Origin of the sequence: Brevundimonas viscosa (genome assembly GCF_900116065.1) — a bacterium.
GTDB classification, from domain to species: Bacteria; Pseudomonadota; Alphaproteobacteria; order Caulobacterales; family Caulobacteraceae; genus Brevundimonas; species Brevundimonas viscosa.
This window is the reverse complement of record NZ_FOZV01000004.1, coordinates 24641-38241: the sequence shown is the minus strand read 5'-3', so window position 1 is coordinate 38241 and position 13601 is coordinate 24641. Positions and strand designations below refer to the sequence as shown.

The 13601-nt window shown below is 70.9% G+C and carries 18 protein-coding genes; 5 read left to right on the top strand and 13 right to left on the bottom strand.

Features of this window, described 5'->3' with window-relative positions; all coding sequences use genetic code 11:
* Window positions 1-19: 19 nt before the first annotated feature.
* The 4 genes from BM333_RS08565 to BM333_RS08550 form a co-directional block, all read right to left on the bottom strand.
* Entirely contained in the window at window positions 20-346 is a 327-nt protein-coding gene (locus BM333_RS08565; protein WP_092309876.1) for a winged helix-turn-helix domain-containing protein, read from the bottom strand.
* Window positions 343-789, bottom strand: coding sequence for a hypothetical protein (locus tag BM333_RS08560; RefSeq protein WP_092309873.1), 447 nt, complete (start codon window positions 787-789; stop codon window positions 343-345). Before BM333_RS08560 ends, BM333_RS08565 begins: the two co-directional genes overlap by 4 nt.
* A gap of 79 nt (window positions 790-868) precedes the next feature.
* On the bottom strand, window positions 869-1633 hold the full coding sequence (locus tag BM333_RS08555) for an ATP12 family chaperone protein (protein ID WP_092309869.1): 765 nt from the start codon (window positions 1631-1633) through the stop codon (window positions 869-871).
* Between the two features lie 46 nt (window positions 1634-1679).
* Window positions 1680-2171, bottom strand: a complete 492-nt coding sequence (locus tag BM333_RS08550; RefSeq protein ID WP_092309866.1) for a flavodoxin family protein — start codon at window positions 2169-2171, stop codon at window positions 1680-1682.
* A 106-nt stretch (window positions 2172-2277) separates the two neighbouring features.
* On the opposite strand from BM333_RS08550, the gene BM333_RS08545 reads away from it, so the two are divergent.
* Window positions 2278-2655 carry a YidH family protein gene (locus BM333_RS08545; protein ID WP_092309863.1) on the top strand — a complete coding sequence of 126 codons (378 nt, stop codon included), beginning with the start codon at window positions 2278-2280 and terminating at the stop codon, window positions 2653-2655.
* A gap of 3 nt (window positions 2656-2658) precedes the next feature.
* Here the strand turns inward: BM333_RS08545 and BM333_RS08540 are convergent, their stop codons facing one another.
* From BM333_RS08540 to crcB, 3 genes are all read right to left on the bottom strand, one after another.
* Window positions 2659-3336, bottom strand: coding sequence for an HAD-IA family hydrolase (locus BM333_RS08540; protein WP_092309860.1), 678 nt, complete (start codon window positions 3334-3336; stop codon window positions 2659-2661).
* 100 nt (window positions 3337-3436) lie between these two features.
* Window positions 3437-4447, bottom strand: coding sequence for an RluA family pseudouridine synthase (locus tag BM333_RS08535; protein ID WP_092309857.1), 1011 nt, complete (start codon window positions 4445-4447; stop codon window positions 3437-3439).
* Window positions 4444-4827: a fluoride efflux transporter CrcB gene (crcB, locus tag BM333_RS08530; protein ID WP_092309854.1), complete on the bottom strand. Its 384-nt coding sequence runs from the start codon at window positions 4825-4827 to the stop codon at window positions 4444-4446. The genes BM333_RS08535 and crcB overlap by 4 nt, the downstream gene beginning before the upstream one ends.
* A 209-nt stretch (window positions 4828-5036) precedes the next feature.
* Here crcB and BM333_RS08525 point away from each other — a divergent pair, with 209 nt between their 5' ends.
* Entirely contained in the window at window positions 5037-6248 is a 1212-nt protein-coding gene (locus tag BM333_RS08525; RefSeq protein WP_092309851.1) for a hypothetical protein, read from the top strand.
* Between the two features lie 82 nt (window positions 6249-6330).
* Here the strand turns inward: BM333_RS08525 and BM333_RS08520 are convergent, their stop codons facing one another.
* The 4 genes from BM333_RS08520 to BM333_RS08505 all read right to left on the bottom strand — a co-directional run bounded on the left by BM333_RS08520 (window position 6331) and on the right by BM333_RS08505 (window position 9590).
* Window positions 6331-6837: a CC0125/CC1285 family lipoprotein gene (locus tag BM333_RS08520; protein ID WP_092309848.1), complete on the bottom strand. Its 507-nt coding sequence runs from the start codon at window positions 6835-6837 to the stop codon at window positions 6331-6333.
* Window positions 6838-7002: 165 nt separating this feature from the next.
* On the bottom strand, window positions 7003-7728 hold the full coding sequence (locus tag BM333_RS08515) for an RluA family pseudouridine synthase (RefSeq protein WP_092309845.1): 726 nt from the start codon (window positions 7726-7728) through the stop codon (window positions 7003-7005).
* 39 nt (window positions 7729-7767) lie between these two features.
* Window positions 7768-8208: a hypothetical protein gene (locus BM333_RS08510; RefSeq protein ID WP_092309842.1), complete on the bottom strand. Its 441-nt coding sequence runs from the start codon at window positions 8206-8208 to the stop codon at window positions 7768-7770.
* 62 nt (window positions 8209-8270) lie between these two features.
* Window positions 8271-9590 carry a replication-associated recombination protein A gene (locus BM333_RS08505; RefSeq protein ID WP_092309839.1) on the bottom strand — a complete coding sequence of 440 codons (1320 nt, stop codon included), beginning with the start codon at window positions 9588-9590 and terminating at the stop codon, window positions 8271-8273.
* 71 nt (window positions 9591-9661) lie between these two features.
* On the opposite strand from BM333_RS08505, the gene BM333_RS08500 reads away from it, so the two are divergent.
* Window positions 9662-10084, top strand: coding sequence for a VOC family protein (locus tag BM333_RS08500; RefSeq protein WP_092309836.1), 423 nt, complete (start codon window positions 9662-9664; stop codon window positions 10082-10084).
* Window positions 10085-10097: 13 nt separating this feature from the next.
* On the opposite strand, the gene BM333_RS08495 is transcribed toward BM333_RS08500, so the two are convergent.
* Window positions 10098-11486 (bottom strand): trypsin-like peptidase domain-containing protein, encoded by a 1389-nt coding sequence (locus BM333_RS08495; RefSeq protein ID WP_245777203.1) that lies wholly within the window; start codon window positions 11484-11486, stop codon window positions 10098-10100.
* Window positions 11487-11544: 58 nt separating this feature from the next.
* A complete protein-coding gene (locus tag BM333_RS08490; RefSeq protein WP_092309834.1) occupies window positions 11545-12846 on the bottom strand; it encodes a TCR/Tet family MFS transporter in 1302 nt (433 codons plus the stop codon).
* Window positions 12847-12957: 111 nt separating this feature from the next.
* On the opposite strand from BM333_RS08490, the gene BM333_RS08485 reads away from it, so the two are divergent.
* Both BM333_RS08485 and BM333_RS08480 read left to right on the top strand, forming a co-directional pair.
* Complete coding sequence (locus BM333_RS08485) at window positions 12958-13185, top strand: DUF433 domain-containing protein (RefSeq protein WP_092309832.1); 228 nt, start codon at window positions 12958-12960, stop codon at window positions 13183-13185.
* Complete coding sequence (locus BM333_RS08480) at window positions 13182-13532, top strand: DUF5615 family PIN-like protein (RefSeq protein ID WP_092309830.1); 351 nt, start codon at window positions 13182-13184, stop codon at window positions 13530-13532. Before BM333_RS08485 ends, BM333_RS08480 begins: the two co-directional genes overlap by 4 nt.
* The last annotated feature ends 69 nt before the right edge of the window (window positions 13533-13601 follow it).

Here is a 13601-nt window from a genome sequence, read left to right as displayed (position 1 = left end):
CGCGGGCGCGGTGGCAAGATCAGCCGGAGAAGCCCTGCCCCAGCGGCGCGGACGCCGTCATCGCCGCCAGCCGCTGCAACTCGGCGACGTGGGCGGCGAAGGCCCGGCGGCCTTTGGCGGTCAGGCCGATCCAGGTGCGCTGGCGGCCCTCGAATGGCGCCTTCGTCAGGGCCACGTAGCCGGCCTCCTCCAGCTGTTTCAGGTGTTTGGACAGCACCGAGTCGGAGACGCCGATGCGGTCGCGGATCAGGCCGAACTCGGCGTCGTCGACGCCCGACAGGATGGCGCAGATCTGCAGCCGGCCGGGGGCGTGAATGACCGGGTCGAAGACAGGGACCGGGCTCATCGCGCCGCCTCGGCAAGCTCACGGCGCCACACCCGCATCCACAGCCGGCTGCCGACGATGGCGGCGACAAAGCCGATGCCGCCCGAGACCATCCACAGCCAGTCGGGTCCGACGTAGCGCCCGTAGGCCGACAGACCGATCAGGCCGAGAAGCAGGCCGGCCATGGCGAAGGCCACCCAGCGGGCCTTCTTCGGCGAATAGCCGCTGACCCACCAGCCGAACTTGCGGCGCCACGACGTGACCATCAGGCCGAGTCCGGCGAGGGCCAGGGCCAGGGCGATGAAATCCCACGGCCGCGGCATGCCCTGGGCTGCGACCAGCAGGCCGCAGGCGGCGCCGTACAGCAGGTCGTAGTGCAGCGGATAGTCGATGGAGCCGGGGAAGTCGGCGCGGGCGGCGCGGATCGAGGCCAGGGCCTCGCGGGGGTCGGGGTCTTGCGTCATGGCGAACTCTCACTTTCCAATATGGAAAGAATAGCGCGACTTTCCATGATGGCAAGTAAAAACTTTCCGACGTGGAAAGTTATCCCTGGAGCGCCCGGAACCAGCGCTCCAGCAGCTCCGCCTCGGCGCGGCGGGCGGCGGTGCGCTCGGCGGCCTCCTCGTCGATCCCCCAGCGGCTCTCCTGGAAGGCCTCGTCGAGGCGCGACAGCTCGAAGGCCTCGGCGCCGGAGACCGCCCCGCGCTGCAGGGCGAGGGCGAGGATGGCGGAGCCGAGCAGCGGCGTGGCCATGGCGAGGCCGGCGAGGGCGAAGTCGTCCAGCCGCAGGGCCAGCTCCCGCACCCGGGCGACGGCGGCCGGATCCTGCGGCCGGTGGATGATGCCTTCGGCCGGTTCAAGATGGACGCCGAGCTCGACCGAGGCCCAGGCCCGCCACGGGGCCCACTGGCGCGCCTGCTGCTCGACCAGCGAGGCCGGGTCTTCGGCGAGGTAGCAGAGCAGGTCCGAACCCGCGAAGGCGGCGATCTCGTCGGCGACGGGCTCGCGCGCTTGCGACACCCGATCGATGGCGGTGGAGGCCAGGCGGGTGGCCGGCATGGTCGCCGGATCGAGAAACTCGCCCTGGGCCGCCCATTCGTCGGCGGCGAGACGGGCGGCGGCCTCGGTCGGCAGGGCGAGGGCCGCGCCGGCCGGGGTCTTCGGGCCGCGCCCGTCGAGTCGCACGGCCCAGCCCCCCTCGCCTTCCGCAACGTCGACGGCGGTCCAGAAACGCTTCAGCCGCTCCTCGGACTCGCGAAAGCCCTTGCGGGCGGCGACGTTGGGATCGAGCGGCGGGATGTGGGGCATGGCGCGGCCCTCTACCCGGCGGGTCGAAAGGCGTCCAGCGTGGCGGTCAGGCCGCGGCGACCTGGGTTCCACGCAGCTCCCGGACGAACTCGTCGAGGATCGGCCCGGCTTCGCCCGACAGCGCCTCGGCCTGCGAAAGGCAGAGGCGGGCGGCCAGACGACTGCCGGCGAGATCCTCGATCTCCGCGAAGGCGGCGGGGTAGGCGCCGCCGCTGCCGGACACGCAGACGGCGGCGATCGACTTCGCGCGGGGCCCGTACCGGCGCAGGAAGGACCGCAGCGGGGCCGCGGGCTTTCCCGCCCAGATCGGCCCGGCGACCACCACGAGCCGGTAGGCGGCCGGGTCGGCGTCCGTCTGAATGGCCGGAGCGCGGCGGCGAAGGGAATCCCAGACGCCGCGGATGAAGCCGCCCGCCCCGCCATAGGAAGCCGACGTCAGGATGGGCGCGGCGTCCCCGCCCAGCCGCTCGGCCAGCGCCCGCGCCACCGCCTCGGTCGAGCCCGAGCGCGAGTACCAGGTCACCAGAATGTCGGCCATGCTCCACCTCCCAAGCGTGGAAAGCCTGCCCGCTCCCACGGGGTTTGCCTTGATCCCGATCAACGGCGGCCGGAACGGAGGTCGCAGCGTGGCGGTTACTCAGGCAATGGACGACCGTGGAGACACCCGCCGAGGCCTCGCCGAGGACCGCACCGACCTGGCCGAGGACCGCACCGCCCTCGCCAACGAGCGCACCTTCGCCGGGTGGGCGCGCACGGCGATGGCGGCGATCGGCATCGGCCTGGCCTTCAACGCCCTGTTCAAGGCCATGGATCCGGCCTGGGTCCCCAAGGCCATCGCCACAGTTTTCATCCTGCTGGGCCTGTTCCTGACGGTCATGGCGGAGCGGCGCGCCTGCGCCGTGGCCGCCCGGCTGGACACCCATTCGGTCAAGGAGATGGCGCAGATGAACCTGCGCGTGATCGCCATCGCCATGGGCCTCGGCGGCGCGGCCCTGATCGCGGCGATCTGGATGCTGGTCTGAGGCTCAAGCGGCCAGCGCCGAGGCGGCGAAGCGATCCAGCGCGGTCTCCAGATCCGGGAAGTCGGACGCGACGTGCGCGGCGCCGGCGGCGATCTGCTCCTCGACCGTGTGAAATCCCCAGCCGACGCCGAGCGGGTGGGTCCCCGCCGCCACCGCCATGGCGATGTCGTGGGCGGTGTCGCCGATCATGGTCGTGGTCCGCGGGCACGCGTCGCAGGCGGCCATGGCGGCGCGCAGCATGGCGGGGTCCGGCTTGCCCGGGCCGTCCTCGGCGCAGTGGCTGGACAGGAACAGGTCGGCCCAGCCCTCGCGGGCGAGGTTGCGGGCCACGCCGCGGCGGTTCTGGCCGGTGGCCAGGGCCAGCCGCCAGCCGTCGCGGTGCAGCCGGCGCAGGTGCTCCATCACGCCGGGATACAGCGGCTCCTCGTGGCCGGCCTCGTACATGCGCCGGAAGCTGGCCTGGAAGGCCGCGACGAAGTCGGCCAGCTCGGCGTCGGTCAGCTGCGGCTCCAGCGTGTGCAGGGCCCTGGGCAGGCTGAGGCCGACGATCATCCGCACCCGGTCATAGGCCGGCTCGGGCAGGCCGAGGACCTGCGCGGCCTCGCAGGCGGCGCGGTGGATCGAGGCGCGGCTGTCGACGAGGGTGCCGTCGATGTCGAACACGGCGAGGGGCCGGGTCATGCGAGTTCCTCCCCCCCAGGGGGAGGGGGACCATCCGAAGGATGGTGGAGGGGGAAAAGGAGGGCCGCCGATGAGCCGGCGACGAGGTGCGGCTGCGCCCTCATCGCATCCTCTTCACGCCGTGGAAGGGGTCCGGGTCGGCCTCGTCCTCGGAGAAGCCGAAGTGGGCGAAGCCGGCCTTCATCTCGGGGCCCAGCGGGGCCTCGACGATCAGCTTGCCGCCGCCGGGGTGGTCCAGCTCGATGCGGCGGGCGTGCAGCTGCAGCTTGAGCGGGCCGGACAGCTCGGCGGACTCGGGGGTGCCGTACTTGGGATCGCCGAGGATCGGGTGGCCGATGGCGGCCATGTGGGCGCGCAGCTGGTGGGTGCGGCCGGTGAAGGGGCGCAGCGCCATCCAGGCGGCGCGATGGGCGGCGCGGCTGAGCATGACGTAGGCGGTCTCGGCCGGTTCGGCGCCGTGCTCCTTCGGATCGGCGGGACGCATGATCTCGAAGTCGTTGATGCCGGACTTCTTGAGCGCCAGGTCGATCTGGCCGGCGGCGGGCTTGGGGTTGCCGATGACGATGGCCCAGTAGGTCTTCTTCGCCTGCCGCCGGGCGAAGGCCCCGGCCAGCCGCTTCGCCGCCTCCGGCCCCTTGCCGAGCAGCAGGACGCCCGAGGTGTCGCGGTCGAGCCGGTGGACCAGGCGGGGCCGGTCCATCCCCTCCCCCCAGGCCGAGAGCAGGCGATCGACGTGCTTCGTGGTCTTGGTGCCGCCCTGCACCGCCAGTCCCGCCGGCTTGTTCAGGGCAATGACCAGGTCGTCCTCGTAGAGCACCAGCGACTTCGCATAGGCGGCGTCCCGGTCGCTGATCCTCGGCTTGTCGGCCGGGTCGCGGACCCTTGGGTCCGGGATCGGCGGCACGCGCACGGCGGCGCCGGCGGTGAGCCGATCCTGCGGCTTCGCCCGGGAACCGTCGACGCGAATCTGGCCGGAGCGGGCCAGCTTCTCGATCTGGATGTGGGACAGGTGCGGCCAGCGGCGCTTGAACCAGCGATCCAGCCGGATGCCGTCCTCGGCCTCGGCGACGTAGAGGGTCTTCACTTCGCGGGGCGGAGCGGCGTCGGTCACAGGGCGGCTCCGAAGGCGCGGCGAGCGATCATCAGCCCGAGGAACAGGGCGGCGATCGACAGGACCACCGAGGCGGCGACATAGCCCGAGGCCAGGGCGAACTGGCGCTTCTCGATCATCAGCGCCGTCTCCAGCGAGAAGGCCGAAAAGGTGGTGAAGCCGCCCAGCAGGCCGACCGCGGCGAACAGCCGGATGGTCTCGCCCTGCCCCCCGCCGCGGAAGGCCAGCCACCCGGCCAGCAAGCCCATCAACAGGCCGCCGACGACGTTGACCGTCAGCGTCGGCCACGGCCAGCCGCTCGCGGGCAGCAGGCGGCCGACGCCGTAACGGGCGACCGCGCCGAGCGCCCCTCCGGCCGCGACGATGAGAAGACGTGTCATGATGCGCGGCTTATACCCGCGAATGCGGCAAAGCGAAGGGAGGCGGGGTCTTCCCGCGCAGTCTCCTGACCGAAACTTCACTTGCCGGACGACAGGGTTAACGGCGATACCCGAACGGTGGCGCTTCGCGCCGCGGGAGAACGCCGTCGGCCCGGCGGCGCGCTCGCGCCATAGTGACGGGTCACGTTCGCAGGAACCGCCGAAGCGCCATGTCGCACGACGATCATCATCCCGCCCCCGCGCCCCTCGGCGACGGCGGTCACGGCGGCCAGGGCTTCGACCAGCGGCTGGGCGGCGGCCTCGACGCGCACGCCAATCCGCCGCCTGCGGGGGCCGCCGACCTGCACGAGCGCGCCATCCCGACGGCGACGCCGACCCGGCGCAGCGGCCCGCTGCGCAATCCCGAGGGCATCCTGAACCCGATCCAGGACAGCGAGTATTTCTCGGAGGATCCGGAGGCGGTCGAGCGGGTCTCGGCTCACATCGACGAGTATTTCAACCAGCCGCTCGACATCTTCCCGTTCTGGGAGACCGAGGGCAAGCCGGACCGCTTCCACGTCCTGTTCGCCCGCCAGATCGAGGAGCGTTTTCCGGTCGATTCCGATCTGCGCGCCGACATTTACGCCTATGGCCGGCGGGTATTCGACGCCCTGCGCGTGCACGTGCTGGTCAAGCGGCTGAACCAGGCCCTGGCCATGGCGGCCTTCGGGGTGCTGGCGGTGCTGGGGCCGACCTGGTTCAGCCGCTGGACCGGGACCGACATGGCCGGCGCGGGCCTCGCCGCGGGAGCGATGCTGGTCGCCTTCGGCCTGTGGTGGGGCGTGCAGCAGATCCTGTTCATCCAGTACCGCTTCCGGCTGGAGAACGACTCCTACCAGCTGTCGCGCGAGATCGTGCAGCGCACCCGCGAGCTGCAGAACCTGTTCACCTCCGGTCGCGCCATGGCCGACCAGGCCGAGACCCGCTACCAGCAGGACGGCAAGGCCTGGGGCCAGCGGGCGCTTTACCTGACCCGGCTGACCATGTGGCTGGGCGCGCGCATGGAGTACCTCGAGAAATACGTCCAGATGGAGCTGTGGCGGGTGCGCCGCGAGCGCTACTGGATGCGCTGGCTGGCTCGCATCCTGACGCCGCTGGTGTTCCTCGCCGGCGCGATCGCCATCGCTCTCGAGACCGCCCCGCCCGGCCACGACGTCGCCTTCCGCGGCCTGCAGGCCCTGGCCATCGCGCTGTCGGCCGTTGTCGGCCTGCTGTCCTACTTCCGCTGGCAGACCCCGACCTCGGCGGTGCAGGACAAGCTCGGGGTCGAGAACTGGGTCCGCTACGCCTCGCTGGACGTCGACAACGCCGTCGCCGACCAGGTGCGCCGCGACAAGGAGCGGCTGGTCGAATACCGGGCGCTGACGCGCGGGGGGCGGTAGGGACTGGGTGCTAGGTTCTAGGGGCTAGGGGCGAGAGATGAAGCGCCAAGGCTCCCAAACCCTGGAACCTAGAACCTAGAACCTAGAACCTCGCCCCGATGCTGTCCCGCACCCCGGCCGCGTCATAGGCGTTGGGCCGGTCGGGTCGCGCGCCGTCGCCCATGATCACCTCGAGCGTGGTCGAGGTCGGCGAGGGCCCGCTGAAGTTCAGGCCGACCCCCACGCCCACGCCCGAGCTCGAATATCGGCCGTAGGGGCTGGAGTAGCGGCCGGAGCCGTAGCCGACGCCGACGCTGGGGCGCAACCCGCCGGCGCTGTCGGGTCGGCCGTCGGTCCAGCGCTGGGTCACCTCAAACCAGTCATGACCCTGGGCCAGGGTCAGTTCGGCGGCGCGCAGCAGCGCCAGATCGGCCACCGGCCCGGCCGCGCCGACGCCGTAGTAGGTCACCCGGTAGCGGTCGGATTCGATGCGCTGCTCGGTGTAGCCCTGCCCGCCCGGCGATTGCTGAGGGCCATAGGGGGCGAGGCTGGCGCAGGCCGACAGCGCCAGGCCGGCGGCGGCGATCAGGGGCAGGGTCAGGCGTTTCATGGCGGGCTCCGGGGCTTTGGGGGAAAGCGTGGCGGAGCTTTCCGGGTTCCCCCTCCACCGCCCTCCGGGCGGTCCCCCTCCCCCTGCGGGGGAGGAATGGCGGGTACGGCTGCAGAAATCCTTCCCGCAGGGGGAGGGGGACCATGCGAAGCATGGTGGAGGGGGCTAGAGCCCCGCCGCCTCGACCAGGGCCGCGAAGTCCGCCGGCAAGGGCGCCTCGACGATCATCCGACCGCCTTCGGGACGGGGGAAGGTCAGCTTCGCCGCGTGCAGCATCAGCCGCGGCGCGGGGCGGCCGGCGAAGGTCAGGGCGCCGCCGTAGCGGGCGTCGCCGACCAGGGGGCGGCCGATCGAGGCCATGTGCACCCGCAGCTGGTGCATGCGGCCGGTCTTCGGCTCCAGCTCGACCAAGGCCCCCTCCTCCGAGGCGGCGACGGTGCGGTAGCGGCTGACGGAGGGCTGGGCGCCGGGCGCGTCCGGGGCGGCGACGCGCATGTAGCTCTCGCGCCCGATCTCCTGACGGACCAGCGGCGCGTCGATGGTCCCCTGCCGCGGCTCGGGGGCGGCGGAGACCAGGGCCAGGTAGGTCTTGTCCAGCTTGCGCGCCTGCAGCGCCTTGCCGAGGAAGCCGGCGGCCGGCTTGGTCTTCGCCGCGAGAATGACGCCCGAGGTGTCGCGATCCAGCCGGTGCACAAGTTCGGGCCGCTTGCCGTTGGAGCGCATGAAGGCCCACAGCAGGTCGTCCAGCGTGTGCGCCTTGATGCGTCCCCCCTGGCTGGACAGGCCAGACGGCTTGTTCAGGGCGAGCACGTGCGCGTCCTCGTGGATCACCCACGACCGGACGGCGGCGATCTCGTCGTCGGAAAGGAAAACGGGCGGCCGGGCTGTCACCGGGCGTGCATACCCGGCGCGCGGCCGCCCGTCAGCCCGTCAGCGCAACACGCCCTTGCGGCTCATGACCCGGCTGTACATGACGAAGCCGAGGCCGAGCAGGAAGATCACCGCGCTGAAGATCAGGCCGGTGGATCCCATGAGCTCATTGCCGCCAGACATCTGGCCGTAGACGACGCTGACCGCGAAGGCGACCAGCGAGGCGAGAAAGGCGTGGAAGGCCCACTTCATGCGCAGCAGCAGGAGCACGGCGCCCAGCACCCCGCCCCAGACGCCGATCGCCCATACCGCCTCCATCCACATCGGGAAGCTGTCGAAATACGCCCGCTGCTCGGCCGTGAACTGGGCCAGGTAGGCGGCGTTGTCGGTCTGGGTCATCACATAGTCGTAGCCGCCGTAGCCGTTCCACAGCAGGCTCACCAGCCCCACCGCCCACAGGTGCCACAGCGTCGACGTCGTCATCTTCATGGTGTCGGTCATCTTCCCCTCCCAAGGAATCCGATGTCCCGGAGGATGCGCCGAAACCAGCGTTACGGCAACGCTCAGTCGCCGCCTGCGCCCTCCGCCTGCGCCTTCGCCCGCAGCGTCGCCCAGCGCTCCAGCCGCTCGCGGATCTTCGCCTCGTGCCCCTCGCCCTTGGGCCGGTAGAAGGTGCGGCGCTCCATCTCGTCGGGGAAGAAGTTCGCGCCGGAGAAGCCCTCCGGCGTGTCGGGGTCGTACTGGTAGCCCTTGCCGTAGCCCAGCGACTTCATCAGCTTCGTCGGCGCGTTGCGGATGTGGGCCGGGGGCATGAGCGAGCCGGTCTCGGCCGCCGCCCGTTTCGCCGCCTTGAAGGCCTCGTAGACGCCGACGGACTTGGGGGCGGTGGCGAGGTGGACCACCGCCTGGGCCAGGGCCAGCTCGCCCTCGGGGCTGCCGAGGAAGTCGTAGGTATCCTTCGCCGCATTGGCGACAAGGATCGACAGCGGATCGGCCTCGCCGATGTCCTCGACCGCCATGCGCACGATGCGGCGCGCGAGGTAGAGCGGATCCTCGCCGCCGTTGAGCATCCGCGCCAGCCAGTACAGAGCCGCATCCGGGTCCGAGCCGCGCACCGATTTATGCAGCGCGGATATGAGGTTGTAGTGCTCTTCTCTCGACTTGTCGTAGGCGGGCGCACGCCGCTGCAGGATTCCGGCGAGGCCCTGCACGTCCAGCTCCGTTCCCTCCGGAAGAGCGAACAGGGTCTCGGCCATGGTCAGCAGGTAACGGCCGTCGCCGTCGGCGAGCGCGGTCAACGCCTGCCGGGCCTCCGGCGTCAGCGGCAGCGGGCGCGCCTCCTGCGCCTCGGCCCGGATCAACAGTTGATTCAGGGCCGCCTCGTCGAGCCGCTTGAGCACGAACACCTGGCTGCGCGACAGCAGGGCGCCGTTCAGCTCGAACGAGGGGTTCTCGGTGGTGGCCCCGACGAGGGTGACGATCCCCTCCTCCACGAAGGGCAGGAAGCCGTCCTGCTGGGCGCGGTTGAAGCGATGGATCTCGTCGACGAACAGCAGCGTCGACTGGCCGGCGGCGCGGCGCATGCGGGCCGCCTCGAAGGCCTTCTTCAGGTCGGCGACGCCGGAAAAGACGGCGCTGATCTGCTGGAACTGGTAGCCGGCGGCCTGGGCCAGCAGGCGGGCGATGGTGGTCTTGCCGGTGCCCGGCGGTCCCCACAGGATCATCGAGCCCAACCGCCCGGCCTCGACCATGCGCCGGATCGGGCCGCCCTCGCCCAGCAGGTGATCCTGCCCCACCACCTCGTCGAGGCTCTTCGGCCGCAGGCGGTCGGCCAGCGGGGCGTCGGGAGGATGGATGCCGGAGGCTTCGAACAGGTCGGTCATGCGAGAAGCAGAGATAGGCGTTCGCACCGCCCTTTTCACGCGCTAGTGTGGGCTTCAGGGAGGAGAACGCCATGGCCGAAGATCGCACCCAGCAGGGACCGACCGGGGGCGTCGCCCCGCATCTGACCATCCCGTCCCGCGGCGGACAGGCGGCGGTCGAATTCTACCAGCGCGCCTTCGGGGCCGAGGTGCTGCGCACCATGCCGGCCGAGGATGGCGAACGGTTGATGCACGCCCACCTCCGCATCAACGGCGGCAGCGTCATGCTGCACGACGAGTTTCCCGAGATGAACGGCGAGCAGGACATCGTGCCCAAGGGCGTGGTCCTGCACCTGCAGGTCGACGACGCCGACGAGTGGTGGAACCGGGCCATCGTCGCCGGGGCGGTGCCCGTCTATCCGCTGGCCGACCAGTTCTGGGGCGACCGCTACGGCCAGCTCCGCGACCCGTTCGGCCACAGCTGGTCGATCGGGGCGACGATCCGGAAGGGCTGACGCGGAGGCCGGATCAGCGCACCAGCAGCGTCGCCTGCTGGCCCCGCCGCTGGAGCGTGATCTGGGCGCCGCGCGGGATGTTCTCCAGCTGCTGCGGGTTCGTCACGGCCCGACCATTCACCGCCAGGATCAGGTCGCCGCGGGCCAGGAACCGGGCCGCGTAGCCACGGGGGTTCACCGATCCGACGATGACGCCGCTCGTGAACGGGTCGCCGCCGAGGCTGTCCGCAAGGGCCGGGTTCAGGGCCAGAACCTGGGCGCCGGTGAGCACGCCCTGCCGGATCAACAGCGCCTTGTCCGGATCGGCGTCGCCCGGGAGTCGCTGCACCCGCGCATCGACGCTCTGGACCCGACCGTCGCGGAGGACCGAGATCTGGACGGTTTCGTTCGGCTCGCGCGTGCCCACCCGGAAGTTCAGACCGCCCTGGTCGTTGATCTCGGCGCCGTCGATGGCGGTGATGACGTCGCCCTGGCGGATGCCGGCGCGGGCGCCGGGACCGTTCGGCCACACCTCGGTGACCACCAGACCCTGCGGCCGCTCGAGGCCGAGGCTGCGGGCGATGTCGGCGGTGACGGTCTCGCCCTTCACTCCAAGCCACGGACGAACCACCGCGGTGGCCCCGCCGACGGCCGAGTCGACCACCCGGCGCACCATGGTCGCCGGCACGGCGAAACCGACGCCCGACGACGAGCCCGAACGCGAGAAGATGGCGGTGTTGATGCCGATCAGGTCGCCGTCCATGTCGACCAGCGCCCCGCCCGAGTTGCCCGGGTTGATGGCGGCGTCGGTCTGGATGAAGGAGCTGGAGTCGGAGATGCCGGTCTCGGTCCGGTTCAGGGCCGAGATGATGCCGTTGGTCACCGTCTGGCCGACGCCGAAGGGGTTGCCGATGGCCAGCACCAGGTCGCCGACCTGCTGCTCCTCGCGATCGTCGATGTTCAGGATCGGCAGGCGCTCGTTGACGCCTTCCAGCTGCAGCACGGCGATGTCGGAACGCTCGTCGGCCAGCACCACCCGCGCGGGGAACTCGCGGCGGTCATTCAGGGTCACGCGGATCTGCTGCATGTTCTCGACGACGTGGTTGTTGGTCACCACCACCCCGTCCGGACGCACGATGACGCCCGAGCCGATGGAGCCGGTCTGGCGCTGGCCTGGAATGCCCCAAAAGGGATCGCGGACCTGCTGGACGCCCCGCGCCGAGATGTTCACCACCGCCGGCGCCGCCTCGCGCACCACGGGGGCGAAGCTGGCCTTCATCGAGGTGGCGTCGCCGGGGACCACCCGGTTGTCGGCGAACACCCCGTCCTGGGCCTTGGAGCTGTCGGGCTGGCCGCAGGCGGCGAGCGTCAGGGCGATGGCGATCGCAAGCGAGCTGGTCTTCATCGTGGTCCGGTCGATCATGGATTCCGTTGCGCCTGATCCTGCCCGCCAATTCGACGGCATCAAGGCGTCAGCCGGGTCAAACGGTTACGCTTTCCTCACGTTCCGCCCGTCGCGCCACCCCCCAGCCGATCACCGCCGCCAAACCGAGAATGCCGGCGGCCAGATAGAAGGCGAGGCCCGGATCATAGAGGGCGCCGATCAGCGGCGCCGTCCACTCGCCCAGCCCCGCCACCCCACGCGCAACGCCGCCGAACTCGCCGCCGGCCGAACTGGCGTAGATCCAGCCGAAGAACAGCGGCGAGGCCACGCCGGCGATCGAGGCCACGCTCATGTTGGCCCCCTGCAACTGGCCCTGCTCGTCGTCGCCGACGCGGCGGGTCATCAGCGCCTGCAGGGTCGGCATGGCCAGTCCCCACAGCGCGTTCGGCAGCATGGCCGCGACGAAGATCCAGCCCGACGGAGCCCAGCCCATCAGGGCGATCCCGACCGTGCCCCCGGCGAGACCGAGGATCATGGTGGCGCGGTCGCCGAAATGCTGCACCACCCGGCCGGTCAGGCCGCCCTGCACCCCCATGTCCAGCACGCCGACCATGGCCAGCAGCAGGCCCACCTCCTTCGGTCCCCAGCCGTAGCGCAGGGCGGCGTAGAGCACGAACACCGCCGAAAAGACGTGGTGGGCGAAGTAGAGCAGGAAGTTCACCACCGCCAGGCCGCTGAGCTCCGTATGCCGGCGCAGCAGCACCAGCGCCCCGACGGGATTGGCGCGCCGCCAGCTGAAGCGCATGCGCTTCTCCACCGGCAGGCTCTCGGGCAGCACCAGCAGGCCGTAGAGGAAGGCCACGCCCGACAGGCCGGCGGCGAACCAGAAGGGCACGCGCGGGCCGAACTCGCCGAGGAAGCCGCCCAACACCGGCCCGAGCACGAAGCCGCCCGAGAAGGCGGCCCCGATCAGGCCGTAGGCCCGCGCCCGCCGTTCCGGCGCGGTGATGTCGGCCATGTAGGCGTACACCGTCGTGAAGCTGGACGAGGTGATCCCCGCGATGATCCGCCCTGCCGCCAGCCACCACAGGTTCGGGGCCGCCGCCATCAGCACATAGTCCAGCGACAGGCCCGCGCAGCTGATCAGGATCACCGGCCGGCGGCCGTACTGGTCGGACAGCGAGCCGATGATCGGCGAGCACAGGAACTGCATCCCCGCCCACAGGGCCACGAAGACGCCGTTGATCCAGCCGGCCTCGGCGTTGGAGCCGACGAACCCGACGATCAACTGGGGCAGGACGGGGATGATGATCCCCATGGCCACGATGTCGAGCACCGCCGTCACGAAGATGAAGGCGAGCGCGGCGCGCTTGGTGCGGAGGCGGGTGAGGATGGACATGGCGAGGCTCGGAAGGGAGCGCCTTCTACCCGAGCGGGGGCGGCACGTCACCGCGGACCGCTCTGCGCTCGCCGAGTTCTTCCCCCGGGCGATCTGGTGTAGTCTGCCCCTATGAGCGACCTGCTGACCCGCGTCACCATTGATCCCGCTGTCTGCGGGGGCCGCCCTTGTCTCCGGGGCACCCGGGTTCGCGTGCAGGACATCCTCGATATGCTCGCGGGCGGCGCGACCGCGGAAGAGATTCTTGGCGATTTTCCCTACCTGGAGCCGGATGATATCCGCGCCAGCCTCGCCTACGCCGCCGCCGCAATTCGCGACACGGCCGTCATTGCGGCGTGAGGTTCCTCGTCGATGCCCAACTGCCGCCCGGCCTGGCGGCCTGGTTGCGGTCCCGGGGTCACGAAGCCTCCCACGTAATGGATGACGTGGGGCTCCACGCTACCGACTCGGACATCTGGGAGTTCGCGCGCCGCGACGGACGAATCATCATCAGCAAGGACAAGGACTTCGCCATCCGCGCAACCTCGCGGTCGGACGGGCCGCAGATCGTCTGGGTCAGGCTCGGCAATACGACGAGCCGAACCCTGATCGCCTGGCTGGAGCGGCACTGGTCTGAGATCGAGAGGCACCTCGGAGCGCAGGTTCGCGTGGTCGAAGCCGGACGGCCGCGTTTCGAAGGCCGCTGACCGGCCGTGCCCTTGTGGAGGTTGCGAAAGCGTAAGTTGCGCTTCCTCGCGACACGCGTTCAACCTCCC

What these genes read in the sequence shown, in the direction of transcription:
- BM333_RS08555 (WP_092309869.1), bottom strand. Translation starts at nt 1,633, where the DNA reads ATGCCCCACATCCCGCCGCTCGATCCCAACGTCGCCGCCCGCAAGGGC.
- BM333_RS08540 (WP_092309860.1), bottom strand. Translation starts at nt 3,336, where the DNA reads ATGACCCGGCCCCTCGCCGTGTTCGACATCGACGGCACCCTCGTCGAC.
- BM333_RS08510 (WP_092309842.1), bottom strand. Translation starts at nt 8,208, where the DNA reads ATGACCGACACCATGAAGATGACGACGTCGACGCTGTGGCACCTGTGG.
- BM333_RS08520 (WP_092309848.1), bottom strand. Translation starts at nt 6,837, where the DNA reads ATGAAACGCCTGACCCTGCCCCTGATCGCCGCCGCCGGCCTGGCGCTG.
- BM333_RS08565 (WP_092309876.1), bottom strand. Translation starts at nt 346, where the DNA reads ATGAGCCCGGTCCCTGTCTTCGACCCGGTCATTCACGCCCCCGGCCGG.
- BM333_RS08525 (WP_092309851.1), top strand. Translation starts at nt 5,037, where the DNA reads ATGTCGCACGACGATCATCATCCCGCCCCCGCGCCCCTCGGCGACGGC.
- BM333_RS08505 (WP_092309839.1), bottom strand. Translation starts at nt 9,590, where the DNA reads ATGACCGACCTGTTCGAAGCCTCCGGCATCCATCCTCCCGACGCCCCG.
- BM333_RS08560 (WP_092309873.1), bottom strand. Translation starts at nt 789, where the DNA reads ATGACGCAAGACCCCGACCCCCGCGAGGCCCTGGCCTCGATCCGCGCC.
- BM333_RS08485 (WP_092309832.1), top strand. Translation starts at nt 12,958, where the DNA reads ATGAGCGACCTGCTGACCCGCGTCACCATTGATCCCGCTGTCTGCGGG.
- crcB (WP_092309854.1), bottom strand. Translation starts at nt 4,827, where the DNA reads ATGACACGTCTTCTCATCGTCGCGGCCGGAGGGGCGCTCGGCGCGGTC.
- BM333_RS08495 (WP_245777203.1), bottom strand. Translation starts at nt 11,486, where the DNA reads ATGATCGACCGGACCACGATGAAGACCAGCTCGCTTGCGATCGCCATC.
- BM333_RS08550 (WP_092309866.1), bottom strand. Translation starts at nt 2,171, where the DNA reads ATGGCCGACATTCTGGTGACCTGGTACTCGCGCTCGGGCTCGACCGAG.
- BM333_RS08500 (WP_092309836.1), top strand. Translation starts at nt 9,662, where the DNA reads ATGGCCGAAGATCGCACCCAGCAGGGACCGACCGGGGGCGTCGCCCCG.
- BM333_RS08545 (WP_092309863.1), top strand. Translation starts at nt 2,278, where the DNA reads ATGGACGACCGTGGAGACACCCGCCGAGGCCTCGCCGAGGACCGCACC.
- BM333_RS08490 (WP_092309834.1), bottom strand. Translation starts at nt 12,846, where the DNA reads ATGTCCATCCTCACCCGCCTCCGCACCAAGCGCGCCGCGCTCGCCTTC.